The following is a 21,928-nucleotide window of genomic DNA, read 5'->3' on the forward strand; positions in this document are numbered from 1 at the left end:
CGTTATCCCACCATCCCCATCAAATATACAACGGTAAAGATAAAGACCCACACGACATCGATAAAATGCCAATATAAGCTGGCCACATAATATTTCGGCGCATTATAAAGGCTGAGCCCTCTTTTCGCATTCCGGATCATGAGCGCGCTGATCCACAACAGCCCGAACGCCACGTGTGCTCCGTGTGTGCCGACGAGCGTATAAAACGCTGAGCCGAGCGCAGAGCTTGTAATGGTAAAGCCGAATTCGTGAGTGTAATGCATAAATTCATAGATTTCAACCCCTAAAAATCCCGCTCCCAATAATACGGTAACCAGAAGCCACACCTGCATTTTTTAAAGGAGAAATTTTTCATATGATACATCGCATACACACTCGTTAAGCTGCTCGTCAAAAGAAGCATCGTCGCGATAAACACGATCGGCAGCTCAAACATCTCAGCCGTTGACGGCCCTCCGGCTTTTGATTCCCGTAAAGCAAGGAATGTCGCAAATAGCGAGGCGAACAGAACCGTTTCGCCGCCGAGAAACAGCCAAAATCCCAAAAACTTATTTTTCCCCTCCAGCGTTGCTTTTTCAGGAGAAGCCGGAAAGGTTTCAGCCGTCATTTTTTCCTGCAGCTGCATTACGCCTTCACCCCTTTATCATCATTCGGCAGATCTTCTTTGTGAATATGATAGCCGTAATCATCGACCACAGAGCGAAGCAGCATGGTAAAGAATGTGATGCCGAGCCCTATGAAGATAACCGGAAGCCCCCATGAATAATCGGAGTGGTATAAAAACCCGAACGCTGCGACAAACAGCCCGAAAGATATGATAAACGGCATGATGGAGCCGTTCGGCATATGAATGTCCTCTACAGGCTCTGCAGGCGCCATCCCTTCATTTCCGGCCTGCTTTTCAATCCACAGCGGGTCAAGTCCCCGGACAAACGGAAGCTGTTTAAAATTATATTCCGGCGGCGGCGAAGAGACCGCCCATTCAAGCGTACGACCGTCCAGCCACGGGTCGTTCCCGACGTATTTCCCCTTTATTGAGGTATAAATAATATTGACGACGAGTAAAGCAGCCGCGCCCGCCATGAAAAACGCGCCGATTGAACTGATCAGGTTGCCGGTATCAAGCCCCTGGCCGGGCAGATATGTGTAAACGCGCCGCGGCATTCCCATCAAGCCGAGAAAATGCTGAATGAAGAAGGTAAGATGAAACCCGATAAAAAATAAGACGAACGAAATTTTCCCCATCGTTTCATGAAGCACCTTCCCGAACATTTTCGGCCACCAGAAATGCACGCCCGCCAGGATGCCGAACACAACGCCGCCGATAATGACGTAGTGGAAATGCGCTACGACAAAATACGTATCGTGGAACTGATAATCTGCCGCTGCGGCCGCCAGCATGACACCCGTGACTCCTCCGAGTACGAAAGAGGGAATAAAGGCGACGGCATACAGCATAGGCGTCGTGAATTTGACGTTTCCTCCCCAGATGGTCAAAAGCCAGTTGAAAATTTTAATGCCGGTAGGCACCGCGATCGCCATCGTCGCAACCGCAAATATCGCATTAGCGATCGGTCCGAGTCCCGTTGTAAACATGTGGTGAACCCATACCATGAACCCGAGAAAGCCGATCAGCACGATCGCAAAGACCATAGACGAATAACCGAACAGACGTTTCCTCGCAAATACGGGAATAATTTCTGAAAAAATCCCAAAGGCGGGAAGAATTAAAATGTATACTTCCGGATGCCCGAAAATCCAAAACAGATGCTCCCAGATAATCGTATTGCCGCCCAATTCAGGATTAAAGAAATTCGTTCCGAACAAACGATCCAGCATCATCAGCGCCAAACCGACGGTGAGCGGAGGAAATGCGAATAAAATGAGTGCCGACGCCACAAATGTCGTCCACGTAAACAGCGGCAGTCTCATATACGTCAAACCCGGCGCCCTCATATTAATAATCGTGGCGAGAAAATTGATCCCCGCAATGAGCGTACCTAAGCCTGATATTTGCAGGCCGAGCACGAAAAAGTCTATGCCGTGCCCTTTCGAATTCAGCGCAAGCGACGCGTACGACGTCCAGCCTGCATCAGGAGCGCCCCCTAAAAACCAGCTCAGATTCAAAAAGATGCCTCCGAAGAAAAACAGCCAAAATCCGAGCGCATTCAAAAATGGGAATGATACGTCACGCGCCCCGATCTGCAGCGGCACAACCGCGTTCATCAGCCCGAATAACAGCGGCATCGCTGCCAGGAAGATCATTGTCGTGCCGTGCATCGTCATAATTTCATTAAACTGCTGAGCACCCATAAAATCGTTCCCCGGCCTCAAGAGCTGAATCCTGATAAGCATGGCCTCAAGTCCGCCGACGACGAAGAAAAATCCCCCGGCGATCATATATAAAATCGCGATTTTCTTATGGTCAACCGTCGTCAAATAATCCCAAAGTAAAGAGCTTTTTCTTTGCTGTCCTGTAAGCGTATTCATCATTTGCGACCTCCCCCCTGATATCTCCCTGTCCTCACTTGTTCTCCGCTTTCAGCCCTTTTAAATATTCATACAGCGCATCCGTTTCAGCGTCCGAGAGCTTCGGATAAGTGCCTGTCATTTTATTGCCCGGTTTAATGCTGTCCGGATTTTTCAGCCAGGCTTTTATATTCTCTTTATTCGCATCCTTAATACCGGCCACTTTGACCCGTTCACCGAAGGTAGCGAGATTCGGAGCCGTTCTTGCCGCTTCAGCCCGTTTATCATTGGGCTCAACCGCATGACAGCTCAGGCAGTTTTTTTCCTTAAACAGCTCTTCTCCTTGCGCGGCTAAACCGGAATCTGTTGTATGCTTATAATTTTTCATCGCTTTCGTCCATTGTTTAAATTCTTTTGACGGCAGCGGTTTCACTTTGAAATCCATCAGCGCATGTGAAGGCCCGCACAGCTCTGCGCATTTCCCGAAGAAATATTCTCCCGCTTCTTTGCTGCGTTTAGAATCGAAGGTCAGAAAGAAAGTATTGTCATTATCCGTATTCGTATCGATTTTCCCCCCCGCTGACGGAATCCAGAAAGAGTGTTTCACATCTGAGGACTTCAGCTTGAAATAGACGCGTTCATCTGTGGGAACGATCAGCTCCTGACTTGTCACAAACCCGTAATCGGGATACTCGAATTCCCACCAGTATAAATTCGCCCTTACATTAATCACGAGCGCATCCTCTGCTTTACGGTTTTTCTTATCCATCGGCGACGTATCCGCCAGTGCCAATGTATCGATGACAACCGGAATGACAAGAATAATCAGAAGCAGGATCGGAATAACGGTCCAGGTGATTTCTAAAAAACGGTTCCCCTCCACCTGTTTCGGTATCGTGTCTTCCCCTATACGCGACCGTCTGAATCTCACAATGACGTAAAAGAAAATAACTGCTACGACCGCAACGACGACAACCATGATAAGTGTGCTGAGCACCGTCAGATCATATTGTTTATCAGCCACTTCGCCGGCAGGCTTGAGTGTGGACAGAAACGGTTTTCCACAGCCGCTCAATAAAAGCGGCACTAAGGCTAATAATGATAAAAGACGCCAACGCTTTAACATTTCACCCAACCCCTTTTTTGAATCAGTACGAGATGCACAAGCAGTAAATCTGCTTCCAGCCGAAATACTTCATTTCCTCATTTCTTAAAATATGAGATTTTTTACTTAAAATTCCATCTATGTATAAAAGCAAAGCCGCCTGATTAAACAAAAGGTCAAGGCGGCGTTTACTAGTTGTCATTGTTTGTTTTGGCGATCAAACAAGCTCATTATTCAATTAAAACAGCGTGAAGACCACCATCGCTACAAAATAAATGGTCATGTAGTTAAGCGAATAGACAAACATAAGGGTTGCCCACTTCATGATGTTTTCATGCGGAATCCCATCAGTCCGAGAACAAGCCATCCGACATTAAGCAAAGTGCCGAGAATGACGATCGGAAGACCGAGACTGCCGAGGAAAAACGGAAGCGGCAGCAGGCATGCGACCCAGACGATAATCTGTCTTTTCGTCACTTCAAAGCCGTGCACTACCGGAAGCATCGGAATATTCGCTGCTCTGTAATCTTCCGTCTTTTTAATCGCAAGCGCTAAAAAGTGCGGAATCTGCCAGATGAATAAAATCATGAATAAAACCCACGCGACAACACCGATGTGCCCTTCAACCGCTGTCCAGCCGATTAACGGCGGCACGGCGCCTGATACACTTCCGACAACCGTATTAATCGTATAACGGCGTTTCGTCCACATTGTATAAAGAACAACGTACGTAAACACGCCGATAAAACCGATGACTGCTGCCATCACGGTGGTCATCAAAAGCATGATAAGTCCTAAAGCAATGAGTAAAATTCCTGACCACAGCGCTTGATTCGGCTGAATCTTTCCAGTTACCGTCGGTCTTACTTTCGTGCGTTCCATTAAATGATCAATATCACGGTCGTAATAGTTGTTAACCGCACAAGAACCGGCGATGATCAAAGAAGATCCTATTAATGTAAGAAGCACGGTGTTTAAATTGCCTAAAAAACTCAGACCGGATATATGTAACGCAAGCCACATGCCGGTAAAAGTCGTAATTAAATTCGAATTGACGATTCCTATTTTGATAAGCGAAAGGAAATCCTTCCATGCCGTCGTCTCTTCAATCTGTCCGTCTATAGCTGTATCGTTTAAAATTCTGGAATTAGCCATAACGTAAACCTCCCTTACAAACCTAAAGCAGGTTTTTTAAGACCTGCAACTCTATCATACAAGATAATGACCTGTAAAAAAACATCCTCTTAAATATTAAACGAGAAACAGGAATTTATTTGTGAACTTTTTATGAATTTTACCAAATCCGCCGGTTTCATAATAAAGCGGTTACTTTATTTCTATCAGACCCATCTGGAATAATCAACCCCATTATCTAAGAAGTCCTGATTCTATTATATTTTTGTGAACAAACAGAATTGAGAATTGCCACAAAACACATATTCGCTTACACTTGGTACGTATATCATTTTGTCCAGTTTGTTAAGAAGGTGAATGTAAAATGAATAAAGCTTTGAAAGCGCTCGGCGTGCTGACGACATTCGTTATGCTCGTCGTGCTGATCGGCGGCGCTCTTGTCACAAAAACAGGATCGGGTCTCGGATGCGGAAGGCAGTGGCCGCTTTGCCACGGCCGGTTTTTCCCGGAGCTTAACGCCGCTTCTATCATTGAATGGAGCCACAGACTCGCAAGCGGTGTCTCAATCGTTCTCGTGCTGAGTCTGGCTTTTTGGGCATGGAGAAAAGTCACGCCTGTTTTCCGTGAAACAACCTTTCTCGCCATTATGTCCATTATCTTTTTATTTTTACAGGCGCTTCTCGGCGCATTAGCGGTTGTTTTCGGATCAAATGCGCTCGTTATGGCGCTTCATTTCGGCATATCGCTAATTTCTTTCGCTTCTGTTCTGATTTTGACGCTGCTCATATTTGAAGCTGATAAATCAGACAAAAAGCTCGTCAAGCCGCTCAGAATCGGCAGGAAAATGCAGTTTCATATGATCGGCCTTTCGATTTACACGTATATCGTCGTTTATACGGGGGCTTATGTGCGCCATACGAAATCAAGCCTTGCCTGCCCTGACGTTCCGCTTTGCAGCAGGCTGAATCACGGGCTTCCGTCCCATTTTCAGGAATGGGTGCAGATGGGCCACAGAACGGCAGCGCTGCTTCTGTTCGTATGGATTCTTGTCGCTTTTGCGCATGCGGTGCGCTCCTACAAAGACCAAAAACAGATTCTTGGGGGCTGGATAGCGGCTCTTGCCTTTGTTGTATTACAGGCGCTGTCCGGAATCATGGTTGTTTATTCAGAAATGGCCACCGGCTTTGCACTTGCCCATTCGCTCTTTATTGCCGGCCTGTTCGGCGTCTTATGCTATTTCTTATTATTAATCGCCCGCTTCCGCTATGAATCAAAACAGCGGAACATCTGAGGCACACGAAAAGGCCGAAGCATCAGAGCTTCGGCCTTTTCACATATAAAAAAACCTGATCGCACACGGGGCGGATCAGGTTTTTTATGTTCATTTTTTACGCTTTTTCAATTTCGATCAGTAAATCGCCTGTCTGAATCGGTTCACCGTTTTTCACATGAATCTGCTGTATCGTCCCGGAGAACGGCGCCTGTACCGTCGTCTCCATTTTCATCGCTTCATTAATCATCAGATGATCGCCTTTATTCACCTTTGCACCGGTTTCCGTTAACAATTTAATGACTGTTCCCGGCATAGATGCCGCAATGTGGCTTGGGTTTGTCCGATCTGCTTTTAATTTTTCCTGCACGGACGATTTAATGCTTTCATCTTTAATGACCACCTCGCGCGGCTGGCCGTTCAATTCGAAATAAACGACACGTGTTGCATCTGGCTGCGGTTCACCGATAGATACAAGCTTCACGATCAGCGTTTTTCCGCGCTCGATTTCCACTTCGATTTCTTCACCGAGTGTCATGCCGTAGAAGAAAGTCGGTGTGTCCAATACGGAAATATCACCGAAGCGTTCAGCCGTTTTAACATATTCAGTAAACACCTTCGGATAAAGAGCATACGCGATTGCGTCCTGATCACTCAATTCCATCTGATGCGTTTCTTTCCATTCTTCTTTAATGCCTTCAAAAGATACCGGTTCAAGCAGCTCACCCGGTCTTACCGTGATCGGCGTCTGTCCTTTCAGAACGAGCTTTTGCAGTTTTTCCGGAAATCCGCCGTGCGGCTGGCCGATCTGCCCTTTAAAGAGCTCAACGACTGAATCCGGAAAATCAAGCGTTTCGCCTTTATCATAAACATCTTGTTCTGTTAAATTGTTTTGCACCATGTAAAGCGCCATATCTCCGACGACTTTGGAAGAAGGTGTTACTTTCACGACGTCGCCGAACATGCGGTTGACGACGCTGTACATGTCTTTCACCTCATTCCAGCGATCGCCCAGGCCGACTCCTTTTGCCTGCTGCTGCAGATTGCTGTACTGGCCGCCCGGCATTTCATGATTATAAATCTCAGTATGCGGAGACTTCATCCCGCTTTCAAATTCACTGTAATACTGACGGACGGATTCCCAATATTGTGACAGTCTTTCCACCTGCCGGACATCCATTTCAGGACGGCGGCTGTTTCCTTCAAGCGCATGATAAAATCCGCTTGCGCTCGGCTGTGAAGTCAGACCCGCCATTGAGCTGACGGCGACATCCACGATGTCCACACCCGCTTCAACAGCTTTGGCATAGAGAAAGACGCCATTGCCGCTCGTATCATGCGTGTGAAGATGAACGGGAATATTAATCGTTTCCTTCAGCGCTGAGACAAGTTCGTATGCGGCTTGAGGTTTCAAAAGACCGGCCATGTCTTTAATGCCGAGAATGTGCGCACCAGACGCCTCAAGCTCTTTCGCCATAGAAAGATAATATTGCAAATCATATTTCGTCCGGGTCTTATCAAGAATATCTCCCGTGTAACAAATCGCAGCCTCCGCCACTTTTCCGGTTTCACGGACGGCATCGATAGCCAGCGTCATCCCTTTTACCCAGTTCAGGCTGTCAAAGATCCGGAATACGTCAATACCGGACTCCGCTGACTGCCGGACAAATTTTTGGATGACATTGTCGGGATAGTTTGTATAACCGACGGCATTTGATGAACGAAGGAGCATCTGGAACAATGTGTTCGGCACTTCCTTGCGAAGATCTTCAAGGCGTTTCCAAGGGTCTTCTTTTAAGAAACGGTACGCTACATCAAATGTCGCGCCTCCCCACATTTCAAGGCTGAACAGTTCAGGCCACAGGGCAGCCGTAGGATTCGCGATTTTTTTCAAATCATTGGACCTGATCCGTGTTGCGAGCAGGGACTGATGGGCATCCCTGAACGTTGTATCGGTCAGGAGCACGGATTTTTGCTCTTTCACCCAGTCTGCAAGCCCCTCGGCGCCTCTTTCATCAAGGATCTGTTTCGTACCGCTTGCCGGCTTTTCCCCGATATCTAACGTAACGGTCTGAGGCTTATCAAATGCAGGTTTTTCTTTTTTCCGATTCCCGGAAAACCGTTCACCGTGACATTTCCGATATAGGAAAGCATTTTTGTTCCGCGGTCCTTCTGTTTTGGGAAAACAAACAGCTCAGGCGTTGTGTCGATAAACGATGTGTCGTATTGGCCCGTCAGGAATTTTTCATGCTTTGCCACGTTTTCAAGAAACGGAATATTGGTCTTAATGCCTCTGATCCTGAATTCCTGCAGGTTGCGGACCATTTTCGCTGATGCCTGTTCAAACGTCAGCGCCCATGTCGACAGCTTGACGAGCAGTGAATCATAATAAGGCGTGATGACGGCGCCCTGGAAGCTGTTTCCCGTATCAAGGCGGACGCCGAAGCCGCCGCCTGAGCGGTAAGCCATAATTTTACCCGTGTCAGGCATAAAGTCATTCAGCGGATCTTCAGTGGTCACACGTGATTGTATCGCATACCCGTTTGTAAAAATGTCTTTCTGCTCTGGGATATTGACGGCACGGCTGTGCAGTCCGTGGCCCTGCGCGACGAGAATCTGCGTCTGAACGATATCAACCCCCGTTATCATTTCCGTAATCGTATGCTCCACTTGTACGCGCGGGTTCACTTCAATAAAGTAAAATTCACCGCCCGCTACGAGAAATTCCACGGTCCCCGCGTTGATATAGCCGACATTTTTCGCAAGCGCCACAGCCGCTTCACAGATTTCGTCCCTTAATTCAGGCTGCAAAGATACACTCGGCGCCACCTCAATGACCTTTTGATGGCGTCTCTGAACGGAACAGTCCCGCTCATACAGATGGACGACATTGCCTTCTTTATCTCCGATCACCTGAACTTCAATATGCTTAGGATTTTCGATCAGTTTTTCAACATACACTTCATCGTTTCCGAATGCGGCTTTCGCTTCTGATTTGGCCCGCTCAAACGATTCTTTCAATTCGCTTTCGCTTCGGACGATTCTCATTCCGCGGCCTCCGCCTCCGAGCGATGCTTTAATAATAAACGGAAATCCGTGGACTTTTGCGAATTGTTCGACATCTTTTAATGTTTCAGCCGGTCCGTCACTCCCCGGAATAACGGGGATACCGGCTTTTTCTGCCTGCTCCCTCGCCTTTACCTTATCTCCGAACATATCCAAATGCGCTGACGTCGGTCCGATAAATACGATGCCCTCTTCTTCACAGCGTCTCGCAAATTGGATATTTTCAGAGAGAAATCCGTAGCCCGGATGAATGGCATCAACGCCGTTTCTTTTTGCGATCTCAATAATCCCTTCAATATCAAGATACGCGTCAATCGGTTTTTTGCCTTCCCCTACAAGATAAGCTTCATCCGCTTTATAGCGATGATAGGAGCCCGAATCTTCTTTTGAATAAACGGCTACCGTTCTGATGTTCAATTCTGTGCACGCCCGGAAAATCCGGATCGCAATTTCTCCCCTGTTTGCTACTAACACTTTTTGGATGGATTGTTGTGACAAACTTTTCTCCCCCTTGGCCTAATAAATATGTAGTTTATAATAAAGGAATATCCGCCCTGTGTATACACTTGTTTTTTAGAGATACACAGATTTTTCCGTCTGCCGTCTTTTTACCCCCTTAGACGGAACGGGCTCCCTCTTTTTCTTCTTTTCTGAGTACTTGACATGCATGCTGACATTCACCAATATACCGGCGCTCGTTAATAACAAAAACATTGATGATCCCCCGTAGCTGATAAACGGCAGCGGAACACCTGTGATCGGAATTAAACCGCTGACACCGCCGAGATTGATAAAGGTCTGAATCGCAATCATGCTGGATATCCCGATTGCCAAAAGGCTTCCGAACGGATCTTCACATTTTCTCGCAATATAAAAACCTTTTAACACGACAAAAGCCAGCAGCACAATGACAAACAGGACGCCGAAAATGCCGAGCTCCTCTGAAATAACCGCCATAATAAAGTCTGTATGCGATTCAGGCAGATAACCGTATTTTTGAATGCTTTCTCCAAGACCGAGACCGAAAAAACCGCCTGAGCCGATCGCATAATACGAATTTATAATCTGCAGGCCTGATGTGCTGGCGTATTTAAATGGATTTTCAAGGCTTTCAAACCGGCTCATACGCCCGGGTGTCAAAATATCGTCCCATTTCAGATAGATGATCGGGCTGACAAGGAGTAATACGATTCCCGCCATGAGAACCAGCCTGAGCAGGGTCCTTCCGCTGAATCCCGAACACATAATGACGCAAAACGCGATCAGACCGATAATCATCGCCGTTCCGAAGTCGGGCTGAATAGCGATAAGCGCACAAATGACTACGGTGACGATCACCGGCGGCGCAACCCCCGTCAAAAGCTGATCGATGTAGCTTTGTTTCTTTGCGTACACCGCGGCAAGATACAGTATCAGGGTCAGCTTGACAAATTCCCCCGGCTGAATGGCCATTCCGCCGATTTTAAACCAGCTTTGCGCATTTCCGGCAACATGTCCGAAAACAAACAGCGCGCAAAGCGCAGCCACTGACGCAAGCAGTATGATTTTCTGAATCTTTTGATGGGCGAACACTTTGTACGGAAAAACGGCGGCGATAATAAACAGCACAAACCCCGCGATGACGGCGAACAGCTGCCGTTTAAAGAAATAGTCGCTGCTCACGCCGTAACGCATAACGGCGGTAATCATGCTTGAGCTGTATACCATTACCAATCCGAAACTGCACAGCAGAATGATAGCGCATATCAATGAATAATCGTAAGATTTTAACATTCTTTTAAACATAACATCCTCTTTCCTGCTTAAAGCTTACGTTTAATACCTATTGCGTATTATATTTTACTATAATTCATAAACAATTTACGCAGTTTCTTTATAGTTTTTCGGATGAAATGCAGATTAAGAGACCGTCTTACGAAAAGAAGATGCAAAAAACGGTTTACGGTTATAAAAAACCCAAACCGTTGAATAGTTTGAGTTTGATCATTTATTTTCCTGTAAACGCGTCATGCAAAGCAGACAGTTCTCTTTCAAGTCTGTCCAGCAGCTCTTTGCCGTCGTTTTCGTCAACTAATCCCAGGCGGACAGCAAAATCGATTTCCCTCGACAGTCCGAACATCTGAGTATCCAAGACCTCTTCATACAGAGGACATTGAGGCATCGTTAAGTTATCCATTTGTACTCGGATCAGCTTCAAAATCTTCTCAGCATCTAACTTCAACAGCTCGAATGCTTTCTGCTGATGGTCAACTATAATCTCTGAAGCCAAAAGTATCCCTCCGTTCCCCAGGCGAGTACCTAATTCTTCTATTTATCATAAAGGGTATCAGATGAAATTGCAAGAGGATTTAAGCAGATGTTATGATAAAAAATGTTTCAAAAAATACTCAGCCTGTATTTCTCAGACATGATTTCCAAAAGCTTCACACCCGCGATGCTGTTGCCTTTTTCATCAAGCGCCGGGCCGAATATACCGATTCCGAAGTTGTACGGCGAAATGCCCATGATTCCTCCCGAAACGCCGCTTTTAGCGGGAATGCCGACCTTTATTGCGAATTCCCCGCTCGCATTGTACATGCCGCATGTCACCATAAACGTCTTGCAGATTCTCGCCACATCTTTTTTAATGACCTGCTCCCCGGTTTCCGGATGCTTCCCGTCAAGGGCGAATACACAGCCGATTTTGGCTAAATCCAGACTGCTCATCTTAATCGCGCACTGTTTTGTATACAAATCCATGACCTCTTCAACATCGCCTTTAAAAATGTCATACTGCTTCATGTAATAACACATGGCCCGATTAATCATGGAAGATTTGAATTCCGATTCCGCGACATGTCTGCAATATGTAATGTCCTGATTGTTCGCAAGTCTTCTGATGAATCCGAGCAGGTAATCCAGGCGGTCTTTCGGCGAATGCCCTTTAATTAAAGCCGTAACGATGAGAGCTCCCGCATTAATCATCGGATTTAAAGGCTTGCCCGGATTCACTGTTTCAAGCTTAATCATGGAGTTAAACGGGTCGCCGGTCGGCTCCTGACCCACGCAGCTGAACACCTTTTCCTTTCCGTAATCCATCAGTACGAGCGCCAGAGAAAGCACTTTCGAAATGCTCTGCAGCGTAAATGTCCGGTCGGCGTCTCCTGCCGTCAGACATGTATTTTCCGCATGATAAATCGTGACCGAAAGGCTGTCTTGTTCGGATTCAGCAAGAGCCGGAATATAGTCTGCCACTTTGCCTTCTTCGGTCCTTTTTTTCGCTTCCTGAACTAATGCGTCCAGCTCTTGGTAATGCCGGCATACCATGTCGATCATCCTCACTTCGCTGCCGTTGTATACATCTAAGTTTGCGACGCAAAGTGACAATTCATGCGAAAACTTTTATACTTTAAGTAAAGGGGGGCTTCAACATGAGCGTTATTCAAGTAAAAGGCAATGTTACATACCCGATTACAATTGATCCGAGTGTCTGGATTTTCGATGACCGCAAGTTTCCGTTTGAAAACAATCAGCCCGTTCATCCGGACGGCTCTGCAGAAACCCAGGAGCATACACTTGATCCGGAACGGGTGATCAGAGAAGGGCGCATTTCGCCGCCGACTTTAAAAAGCGAAAAACGTTATGAAAAAGAAAGACTGATGAACGGCAGCTTCGCCATGAAGCTCGGCGCTGTTTTAGCAAATGCCGAGCCGAAAGAAAGCGCTGTCCTGTGCGCATTTATTTCAAAATCAGAAAGAACCGAAGTGCCGCTCGAAAAGGCGATGGACGCAATCGCGCATTTCAGCGATGCGGGGAAACCGCTTCAAGACGGCGGCCCGGTCCATTTTTACGTGGACGGAGACTTTGAAAAACCGATAACGGGCGTCACAGAAATCGAAGTTTTATAACAAATCGGCGGCAAGCTGTGCAAGGCCGGATCTCTCACCTTTCACAAGCTTCACGCTGCCGGAGACGGTTTGTCCTTTAAACCGCTCTACAACATAAGCAAGTCCGTTGTTTAAACTGTCTAAGTATGGGTGATCTATTTGCTCCGGATCGCCCATCAGGACAATTTTGCTTCCCTCTCCCACCCTTGTCAAAAGCGTTTTGACCTCGTGCCTCGTCAGATTCTGAGCCTCATCAATAATAATAAACTGATCCGGAATGCTTCTTCCCCGAATGTATGTCAGCGCCTCCACCTGAATCGATCCGATTCCTGCCAAAATCGCTTCAAGTTCACCCGGCTTTTTCGCATTGAATAAAAATTCAAGATTATCAAAGATCGGCTGCATCCACGGCTTGAGCTTTTCCTCTTTTTCGCCCGGCAAATATCCGATATCCTTTCCCACCGGGACGATGGGACGCGCGACGATCAGCTTTTTATAAATACCGAGATCCTCAGTCTGCAGAAGCCCTGCCGCGAGAGCAAGCAAGGTTTTTCCCGTTCCCGCTTTTCCGATCAGGGTGACAAGCGGGATATCTTCCCTCAGCAGGAGTTCAAGCGCCATTGTCTGCTGGACGTTCTTCGGCCTGATACCCCATACGTGCTCATCATCGAAAACAAGTCTTTTTACGGTCTCTCCTTTCTTATCCGCCATGCCGACCGCAGACGAAGATCCTCCTAATTCATCTTTCATCAGCACAAATTGATTCGGATAAACCTGATGCTGCTGAAGCTCCTTGACTGGAATTTGTTTGTTTTTATAAAACGAGGCAAACCGCTCTTTATTCATAAATATATCTTTGTACCCGCTATATATTTCATCATGGTCAACGACTCTGTCGTTTAAAAAATCCTCCGCCAAAAGCCCGATGGCATCCGCCTTTACCCTGACAAGCACATCTTTGCTGACCAGGATGACGAGGCGGCCGTTTTCTTTCGTTTCCTCCTCAAGGCTTAAATTTTTTGCCACCGCCAAAATGCGGTTATCATTCGTTTTTTCGATAAAAATTTCTTGGAGCTGATGAAATGACCGGTGGTTCAGTTCAATTCTGAGCGTTCCTCCGCTTTCAAGCGGAACTTTCTCATGCAGCCTACCTTTCTCCCTGAGCCCGTCTATCAGCTTAGATACGTGCCTCGCATTTCTCCCGACCTCGTCCATATACCGCTTTTTTGAATCGACCTCTTCCAGCACGACGGCGGGGATGACAACTTCGTTTTCTTCAAAGGAAAAATGGCGTTAGGATCCTGCAAAAGTACATTCGTATCTAACACATAAATTTTACTCAAGTCTCAGCCTCCTGAAATAAGGATCAAAGCCCATCGTGTGCTTCTCTTTCCGCGAAAAACGGGGATGCCTGCTAAAATATATGATTTGGTGAATAAAGATAGAAGGTTAATTCAACAATAAAATAAATGAAAGCATTCAAGGAGGGAATCTGACGTGCGAATTCTTTTCATTATCATACAAGCCTTGTTTATCCTGACCGGCTGCACTGCTGTACAGGACGGCCGAGGCCGCAATATCCAGAACGAATCAACCGATCAGCGTGATGCAAAACCGATTCATGTGAAAAATACGGCTCCTGAGACAGCTGAAAATCCCGGCCGGACAGACATCGCTAAGCATCTCGTCGAAGTAACCGAAAAAATCCCCGGCATTTCAGATGCCACCGCGGTTGTACTCGGAAGATACTCCGTTGTCGGAATCGATGTGGATGACAATTTAGAAAGAAGCAAAGTGGAGAGCATTAAATACACCGTTGCCCAGGCGTTAAAAAACGATCCTTACGGCGCCAATGCCGTTGTCGTGGCTGATCCTGATACGGTTTCCCGTCTGAGAGGCATGGGCAGCGACATTAAAGCCGGCCGCCCCGTTTCAGGCATTTTGGACGAACTTGCCGCCATCGTCGGTCGTGTCATGCCGGAAGTCCCGAATGATGTGACCGACAATGAAAAAGAATCACCGACTCAATCGAATGATGATCAGCTGAACCAAAGAGACCAGAACAAGCTGCAGAACGAACAGAACGATCAATCGGATCATCATATGAAAAACCGCCAGTAAAAAGCAGCGCCCGCTCCAAAGGAAGGGCGCTGCTTTCTTTCCCTTTGGCAGGAGGGGCATCCATGATATAATGCTTGTCATAGTGAAAGAGGTGAAAATCAATGAGAGTAAAATGTTCCATTTGCGACAAAATCGAACAAATTGATGATGAAACACTGACAGCCAAACGCCTCCGCAATCGTCCGATTCATACATATATGTGCCGGGAATGCCATGACCGAATCAAAATCAAAACGGAGGCGCGGCTGAATACCGGACACTTTTCCTTTCATCCCGGACAAAAAGCGAAAAAGATAAACTGAAAAATAAACCGAATAAAAAATGACCCGCCGGAAGGCAAGGTCATTTTTTTATTGCGGTTTAGCTGACTGGCTTTTTTTGGACTGGTGCAGACGGATTTTGTAAATGATCAAAATCAAGGCGGCGACAACAAGCCCTTCTCCGACCGGCAGAAACACACCGAAAAAAGTCAGCACGGTGCAGCCGAGCACTAGAAAGAGATAAACTGCCGCAGCCTTCAACACCGGCAGCCGTTTGGCAAAGCCGAGTTTAAATACAATCACCGAAAGCACGACGATCGTTCCGTATAACAGCCACATTCCCGCCAGCGGATGCTCATCCACTTGGTAAAGAGCCGCAAAGAACGACAGCCGTTCACTTACTTCATTCAAAAAGATCCCCCTCCCCTTTTCCGTTCGGGTTCTACCTTTTCAAATTCTGCAAGTGATTAAGACATTCCTGCTGTTTTTTCTTTTTCGCCGCTTTTTCACGTTCGTTTTTATTCAGGATTTTCTTTCTTAAACGGATGGATTCCGGCGTTACTTCGCAGTATTCATCCTCGTTTAAGTACTCGAGTGATTCTTCAAGCGACATAATGCGCGCTTTCTTAATCGTAGTCGTTTGATCCTTCGTAGCGGAACGGACGTTTGTCTGCTGTTTCATTTTGCTGACATTGACGACAAGGTCATTGTCACGGTTATGTTCGCCGACAATCATGCCTTCATATACTTCTGTTCCGGGCTCAACGAAGATGACGCCGCGGTCTTCAATACCTTGAATTCCGTAAGATGTCGCTTTTCCGTTTTCCATGGAAACGAGCACACCTTGACGTCGGCCTCCGACTTGGCCTTTTTGCATCGGCTGATAGCTGTCAAACGTGTGGTTCAGGATACCGAAACCGCGTGTCAGTGACAGAAACTCAGTAGAATAGCCGATGAGTCCGCGTGAAGGTACGGTAAAGATCAGGCGGACCTGGCCGTTTCCGTTATTAATCATATCAAGCATTTCGCCTTTTCTCGCACCCATTGATTCCATAACAGAACCGGTATGCTCTTCAGGCACGTCAATCTGCACGCGCTCAACAGGCTCGCAGCTGACGCCGTCGATTTCCTTAATGATAACTTCAGGTTTAGACACTTGAAGCTCATAGCCTTCACGGCGCATGTTTTCAATTAAAATGGACAGGTGAAGCTCACCGCGTCCTGAAACAACCCATGCGTCTGGTGATGCAGTCGGTTCGACACGAAGACTGACGTCTGTTTGAAGCTGCGCGTTCAGACGCTCTTCAATTTTGCGGGCTGTGACATATTTGCCTTCACGGCCTGCAAACGGGCTGTTGTTTACGACAAATGTCATTTGAAGCGTAGGCTCATCAATGCGCAGAACCGGCAGCGGCTCATGGTGGTCAGCCGGACAAACCGTTTCACCGACGTTGATGTCTTCCATGCCCGAAACGGCAACAAGGTCTCCCGCTCTCGCTTCTTCAATTTCCACGCGTTTCAATCCTTGGAAACCGAAGATTTTCGTTACGCGGAATGATTTAACCGTTCCGTCAAGTTTCATCAATGAAACCTGCTGACCCACTTTCATCGTGCCGCGGAAAACGCGTCCGATACCGATACGGCCGACATAATCATTGTAATCAAGCAGCGCCACTTGGAATTGAAGAGGCTCTTCGGCGTTATCTACCGGGGCAGGGACATGTTCAAGAATCGTTTCATACAGTGATTCCATATTTTCGTCCTGCTTTTTCGGATCCAGACTTGCCGTTCCGTTAATCGCAGAAGCGTAGACGACAGGGAACTCAAGCTGTTCTTCGTTTGCGTCAAGCTCGATGAACAAATCAAGCACTTCATCAATGACTTCTTCCGGGCGGGCGAAATCACGGTCGATTTTGTTTACGACGACAACCGGGTTTAAGTTCTGCTCAAGGGCTTTTTTCAGTACGAAACGGGTTTGCGGCATGCAGCCTTCATATGCGTCAACGACTAACAGAACGCCGTCAACCATTTTCATAATCCGTTCTACCTCTCCGCCGAAGTCGGCGTGTCCCGGAGTATCCAAAATATTAATGCGTGTATCTTTATAGTTAATCGCAGTATTTTTCGCAAGAATTGTAATACCGCGTTCACGTTCAAGATCGTTTGAATCCATTGCGCGTTCGGCAATATTTTCGTTGGCACGGAATGTTCCGGCTTGGTGAAGCAATTGGTCTACCAAAGTCGTTTTCCCATGGTCAACGTGGGCAATAATCGCGATGTTGCGAAGATCGTTTCGAAGTTTCACATTTTCATCTCCTAAAAAAATTAGATAACTTTCATATTATACCACACATCCTCTTTAAAAGCGTTACGTTTTTCTGTAAACTGAAAGTATGACGTTAAAGGGGATGGAAATATGAAAAAATTGAATTGGCTCTTATTATTATTTGCATTCGCAGCAGTCTTCAGCATGATGCTGATCGGCGTATCAATCGCTGAGAAAAGCGCATGGGGCATCATCGGAAGCATTGTTCTCGTTATCGCCATGATGGGAAGCGGTTTCACCGTAAAGAAAAAATGCGCGAACAGGGACTGCTTGATTAAAAGCATGACCCTTTGCAAAATTCCGTAAACATGGAAAGACAATCTTATGAAGCCTGAATCAAAGATTCAGGCTTTTTTACATCCTCAAAAGCAGGCTCCAGATGTAAGGCTTATCTCCCCCGCCGCCTAGTCAGGAAGCCGGAAATGACGGCCCCCATTCTAGTTACATCAGCAGATTCCCTCAGAATATACAGTCTGAAATAGTCCGGCATCGTTATGCAGAAAATACCATACCTCCTATATCAATTCCATCATTGTCTTTTTATACTTGTGACTGTAAGCAAATACACATGACAAGGAGAGAATGAAATGAAAACATCTTTTTTGAAGAAAACCGCTGTAACTGCCGCCGCAACCGCCTCAGCCGCCTTGCTTGCATTCAGTCCGCTTGATTCTGCCGGCGCAAAAACGATTCAGGCAAATGAACCGCATGCCCTGCAGGCTTCCGGAGAGAAAACACCGGAAGACGCGGCAAAACTCATTGACATCATCAGCCAATCCATTTACGAAAAAGACGGTGTCTATTATTTTGACGGTGAAAAAGCGGTTGAATTGGGATTAGATAAAGAAGCCGCACAGACCATTCAAAAGCTGTGGGACAGTTCAACCGAATTTTTAACCGTTCTTTCTCAATGTATTGAGAAAACGGACGGCGAATATACATTTAATAAAGAAAAAGCGGTGGAGCTCGGATTTACGGAAAAAGAGGCCCTTATCGTTGATCAGCTGTTCACCGCTTTTTCCCAAAGTCTTCATATCCTTCAATCTGCGCTGATTGAAGAAGACGGTGTGTATACGTTTGATCAGGACCTTGCTGAAAAAGCAGGAGCAGGAAAAAAAGAAGCAAAGCTGTGTGCCGGATTCTTTAATTCACTGCCCCAAGAATTGCTTGAAGGCATTTATACAGCCTTTCATCCGGCTGAGTAAACGGATAAAACGCCCGGTCATTCAGCCGGGCGTTTTTTTAAATCAGCATTTTAAGGATCAGCATGATAAAGAAAACAGCGCCGAACAAACAGGCTGCTTTTATCAGCAGCTTCCCGTAATACCGTTCCTTAAACCGCCTTTCTTCTTCTGCATAACAGGCTGGCGCCTTCATCTCAGGGCTGCCGAGGTCAAGCGGCTCCTTCATCATATGATATAAACTTTCGCACTTACCGCATGATTCAAGGTGGCGGGAAATAAACCGCTCCGTTTCTGTTTCACAATCGCCTTCAATATATAAAGGGAGTAAATCTCTCACTAAACAGCAAGTCATATCTGTCCTTCCTTCCTTTTTTCCGCCAAGTGCTGTTTCAGCTGCATTCTCGCCCTGTACAGGGTGCTCTTCACCTTCGAAAGACTCCAGTCCAAAACATCAGCAATCTCTTCGTAAGACAGCTCTTGAAATTCCCTTAAAATTAAAACGGTCTGCTGATCGCTTTTCAGACGCTGAATCTGCCTGGTCAGCGCATTCTGAGTGTCTGTCCGGGCGACGTAATGCTCCGGCAGTTCATATGTTGTTTGCTGAAGCCCTTCATTCAGGGTGATATCTGAAAATTGATATTTTCTATCACGTCTGTACCAATTGATGAAGGTATGATGGGCAATTGCATAGAGCCACGTTCTGATAGACGAATGGCCCTTAAACGACTCAAGCCCGTTAAATGCTTTCATAAATGTATCCTGAGCGAGGTCTTTAGCGGTCTCAGCATGTTGTGTGCGTCTGTAAAGGTAATACATAATATCTTGATAATGTTCACGGTACAGCTGTTCAATTGACATCTTGTTTTTCATTTAAAAGTAAAACCACACTGTCATCCAGATTGAGAGCACAATGAAGAATCCGTACAATCCATACGTCAGGCATTTCATATATTTAATCTGGCGGATATCGCCGGATGGCGCATTCAAACCATGTTCATTCTGCCCTTTTCTGTTTTCCGCCTCAGCTCCGAATAAAGGCTCATGTTCTTTCATCCACTGGAGCGTGCCGCCTTCGAGTTCCCCCTCCTTATATAGGTCGTATAAATCGAAGAAGACAGCCTTTTTTCTTTATTGTTCATAAAGGTTCACCGCCTCGTAAGTATCCGCGTTCACTACATATGCGTCATGACGGTTTGAACCGAACGGCTGAATAATGACAAGCCATGCGTTATATGTTACGCCGTCTTTCACCGCTATGACAGGCTTCACCCGCTTTTTGTAAATGATGCCGTTATAAGCTGCCGCCACTTTTTTGAATGCTGTTTGTCCGTCTCTGTATGTATACGGGAACGTTTTGGCACTTACCTGTCCGTAGAATGAGGCCTCTTTCATGCCTTCTTCATTCCGAAGCGTATAAACGAATGTGCCTTCAGAGTTTTCAAAAACGAGATTGCCTTCCGATTTATCAATTTGTCTAAGCTTTGAAGTATCCGCGTCCAGCAATGAAAAAAGCTTCTTCTGAAGTTCTGTTTTTGTTAAAACGGTGCTGTCAGGTGAGACTCTGATTTTCATAAGACGTCCGGATACTGCATCAAATATCAGCTCCGTTCCGTTATTCGCAGTTACGGTCAAACTGCTGCCGATCAGGCTGTTTATATCTGTATTTGTGATTTCAAATGTCTGATCAGGCATTTGCAGCGTACGAAAGGCGGCTTTTGATGCTTTCACTATGTCTTTTTCCTTCATATGCACCCGCGGCAGGGACTCAAGCTGATAAATAGACGGATCTTCTGAAAAACCCATAATGGTGTCTTTTTCCCAGTAAAATACTGTGCCTGAATCTTCGTGTTTCGTCCCTTGTCTTTTCGGCGTAATCTCCACGACAAACTGTCCGTCTTCTTTTTTCACTGTTGTCTGAATGCCTTGTGTTTTTATTTTTCGGCCGTGCGCCGACAAGAAATCCAGCGACTTTTTCCGGTATTCCTCTTCTGTAAAAGTGCGGCCTTCCGGTTTTTTAAGATATTGATAATTTGTAATCAATCGGGAAACCTCGTCCACTTCCGCTTCATAATCTTCCGTTTTAAAACGGTAAAAGTAATGGAGGTCCTGATTGGTCTCTGTTAAATAAATCGGATTCTCAGCCGGAAAAAATGACGTAAGGATCCGTTCCGCTTGGTCTGAAGTGATATGTTCACCCACATTATCAACAGAATCTTCAGCTATCGGCTTTGAAACCGCAAAAGCTGCATCGCCCGCATTGTATACCGGATTCAAAAAGACAATAAAACCAGCGGCCGTTGCCGCCGCAAGAAAGCTTTTCGTCCGCTGCCTGATCCTGTCTGACCGATGAAATAAATGATGGGTCATCAGAAAACCGGCCATCGTTAAATACACCGTAAATGGGAGAAGTCTGCCGTAATCTTTTGTTACACCTGCCGAGGGCGCAGCGAGCACCCACACCAACAGCCCGATGACCCCGGCATAAAACACGCAGATAAAAACGGGTCTCGGTTTCCAATATATTTTAAAGAATAAAACATTCATAGAAATCAGAAGTAGTAAAACAACCGTAATAAAACATAGCATCGAAACTATATCCTCCCCCGCCATCGCATCGGGACTGTTATTCCAGAAAGCGAAAAAACTGAAGATCAGCTGAATGACGGGCAGTGTCACCACAGTGAGATCAAAGGTATAAAATATGCCCTTTCCCCTCTGCTTCTGCGGCATGAGCATATAGTGAAACGCGGTGAGCAGCACATACCCATACATTAAGAGATGAACGATCGGAAGAAGCTCTCTTTCTTCCGATATCAAATAGTGCGCGCTAAAGCGAGTACTCTGCACCTGATGAACCAATTCAACTGTTATGCCCGCCAATAATACGGCCCTGATCAGAATTCCTGAATAAAACCAAACTCTCTCACGGCTGATTTTCGGATGAAAAGTCAGCGCGTATAAAACAGCAAGGCAGACGGCTGACCACTGAATGATCAACACGCTCTGTCTGCTTAAAATGAAATATCTGTCGAAATGCTGAATAAAATGACTGAAAATCTCTGACATCTGAAACAATCCTTTTCGTTTATTAAGGCCTCACCCGTTTAGACAAACGGCTATAAAAAAA

15 protein-coding genes and 6 pseudogenes are annotated in these 21,928 nt (G+C 46.2%); 6 read left to right on the top strand and 15 right to left on the bottom strand.

Annotated features, from left to right (window positions below):
- Positions 1-2: 2 nt before the first annotated feature.
- From ctaE to cyoE, 4 genes and pseudogenes are all read right to left on the bottom strand, one after another.
- Positions 3-625 (bottom strand): annotated as a pseudogene (ctaE, locus tag D368_RS05060) (cytochrome c oxidase subunit III).
- Complete coding sequence (gene ctaD / locus D368_RS05065) at positions 625-2,493, bottom strand: cytochrome c oxidase subunit I (protein WP_007611227.1); 1,869 nt, start codon at positions 2,491-2,493, stop codon at positions 625-627. Before ctaD ends, ctaE begins: the two are co-directional and overlap by 1 nt.
- A 31-nt stretch (positions 2,494-2,524) precedes the next feature.
- Complete coding sequence (gene coxB / locus D368_RS05070; RefSeq protein WP_003154484.1) at positions 2,525-3,595, bottom strand: cytochrome c oxidase subunit II; 1,071 nt, start codon at positions 3,593-3,595, stop codon at positions 2,525-2,527.
- Positions 3,596-3,812: 217 nt separating this feature from the next.
- Positions 3,813-4,729: pseudogene (gene cyoE / locus D368_RS05075) on the bottom strand (heme o synthase).
- Positions 4,730-5,072: 343 nt separating this feature from the next.
- Between cyoE and ctaA the strand changes: the two are divergent.
- Positions 5,073-5,999 (top strand): heme A synthase CtaA, encoded by a 927-nt coding sequence (ctaA, locus tag D368_RS05080; RefSeq protein ID WP_007611205.1) that lies wholly within the window; start codon positions 5,073-5,075, stop codon positions 5,997-5,999.
- A gap of 97 nt (positions 6,000-6,096) precedes the next feature.
- Here ctaA and pyc read toward each other — a convergent pair.
- The 4 genes and pseudogenes from pyc to glsA form a co-directional block, all read right to left on the bottom strand.
- Positions 6,097-9,542, bottom strand: a pseudogene (gene pyc, locus D368_RS05085) (pyruvate carboxylase).
- 75 nt (positions 9,543-9,617) lie between these two features.
- Entirely contained in the window at positions 9,618-10,829 is a 1,212-nt protein-coding gene (locus D368_RS05090) for an FtsW/RodA/SpoVE family cell cycle protein (protein ID WP_003154492.1), read from the bottom strand.
- Between the two features lie 202 nt (positions 10,830-11,031).
- Positions 11,032-11,313 carry an Fpa/YlaN family protein gene (locus tag D368_RS05095; protein ID WP_003154494.1) on the bottom strand — a complete coding sequence of 94 codons (282 nt, stop codon included), beginning with the start codon at positions 11,311-11,313 and terminating at the stop codon, positions 11,032-11,034.
- A gap of 107 nt (positions 11,314-11,420) precedes the next feature.
- Positions 11,421-12,350, bottom strand: coding sequence for a glutaminase A (gene glsA / locus D368_RS05100; RefSeq protein ID WP_094246964.1), 930 nt, complete (start codon positions 12,348-12,350; stop codon positions 11,421-11,423).
- Between the two features lie 104 nt (positions 12,351-12,454).
- Here glsA and D368_RS05105 point away from each other — a divergent pair, with 104 nt between their 5' ends.
- Positions 12,455-12,931, top strand: a complete 477-nt coding sequence (locus D368_RS05105; protein WP_003154496.1) for a hypothetical protein — start codon at positions 12,455-12,457, stop codon at positions 12,929-12,931.
- On the opposite strand, the pseudogene D368_RS05110 reads toward D368_RS05105, so the two are convergent.
- Positions 12,926-14,253 (bottom strand): annotated as a pseudogene (locus D368_RS05110) (PhoH family protein). The gene D368_RS05105 and the pseudogene D368_RS05110 overlap by 6 nt on opposite strands.
- A gap of 154 nt (positions 14,254-14,407) precedes the next feature.
- Here D368_RS05110 and D368_RS05115 point away from each other — a divergent pair.
- Together D368_RS05115 and D368_RS05120 are read left to right on the top strand one after the other, a co-directional pair.
- Positions 14,408-15,031: a YhcN/YlaJ family sporulation lipoprotein gene (locus D368_RS05115; RefSeq protein WP_003154498.1), complete on the top strand. Its 624-nt coding sequence runs from the start codon at positions 14,408-14,410 to the stop codon at positions 15,029-15,031.
- Positions 15,032-15,132: 101 nt separating this feature from the next.
- Positions 15,133-15,333, top strand: coding sequence for a YlaI family protein (locus tag D368_RS05120; RefSeq protein ID WP_128574604.1), 201 nt, complete (start codon positions 15,133-15,135; stop codon positions 15,331-15,333).
- 48 nt (positions 15,334-15,381) lie between these two features.
- Here D368_RS05120 and D368_RS05125 read toward each other — a convergent pair whose 3' ends face one another.
- Together D368_RS05125 and typA are read right to left on the bottom strand one after the other, a co-directional pair.
- Positions 15,382-15,702 carry a YlaH-like family protein gene (locus D368_RS05125; protein WP_014304952.1) on the bottom strand — a complete coding sequence of 107 codons (321 nt, stop codon included), beginning with the start codon at positions 15,700-15,702 and terminating at the stop codon, positions 15,382-15,384.
- 31 nt (positions 15,703-15,733) lie between these two features.
- Positions 15,734-17,596 carry a translational GTPase TypA gene (gene typA / locus D368_RS05130; RefSeq protein ID WP_128574605.1) on the bottom strand — a complete coding sequence of 621 codons (1,863 nt, stop codon included), beginning with the start codon at positions 17,594-17,596 and terminating at the stop codon, positions 15,734-15,736.
- 111 nt (positions 17,597-17,707) lie between these two features.
- Between typA and D368_RS05135 the strand changes: the two are divergent.
- Positions 17,708-17,895: pseudogene (locus tag D368_RS05135) on the top strand (YlaF family protein).
- 309 nt (positions 17,896-18,204) lie between these two features.
- A complete protein-coding gene (locus D368_RS05140; RefSeq protein WP_071391877.1) occupies positions 18,205-18,822 on the top strand; it encodes a hypothetical protein in 618 nt (205 codons plus the stop codon).
- A 37-nt stretch (positions 18,823-18,859) separates the two neighbouring features.
- Here D368_RS05140 and D368_RS05145 read toward each other — a convergent pair whose 3' ends face one another.
- The 4 genes and pseudogenes from D368_RS05145 to D368_RS05160 all read right to left on the bottom strand — a co-directional run bounded on the left by D368_RS05145 (position 18,860) and on the right by D368_RS05160 (position 21,867).
- Positions 18,860-19,153 carry an anti-sigma factor family protein gene (locus D368_RS05145; protein WP_071391878.1) on the bottom strand — a complete coding sequence of 98 codons (294 nt, stop codon included), beginning with the start codon at positions 19,151-19,153 and terminating at the stop codon, positions 18,860-18,862.
- Positions 19,150-19,671, bottom strand: a complete 522-nt coding sequence (locus D368_RS05150; protein WP_128574606.1) for a sigma-70 family RNA polymerase sigma factor — start codon at positions 19,669-19,671, stop codon at positions 19,150-19,152. Before D368_RS05150 ends, D368_RS05145 begins: the two co-directional genes overlap by 4 nt.
- A pseudogene (locus D368_RS05155) lies at positions 19,672-19,940 on the bottom strand (hypothetical protein).
- Entirely contained in the window at positions 19,930-21,867 is a 1,938-nt protein-coding gene (locus D368_RS05160; protein WP_128574607.1) for a hypothetical protein, read from the bottom strand. The pseudogene D368_RS05155 and the gene D368_RS05160 overlap by 11 nt, the downstream one beginning before the upstream one ends.
- Positions 21,868-21,928: the final 61 nt, after the last annotated feature.

This window comes from Paenibacillus lentimorbus NRRL B-30488, assembly GCF_000411595.1.
GTDB classification, from domain to species: Bacteria; Bacillota; Bacilli; order Bacillales; family Bacillaceae; genus Bacillus; species Bacillus velezensis.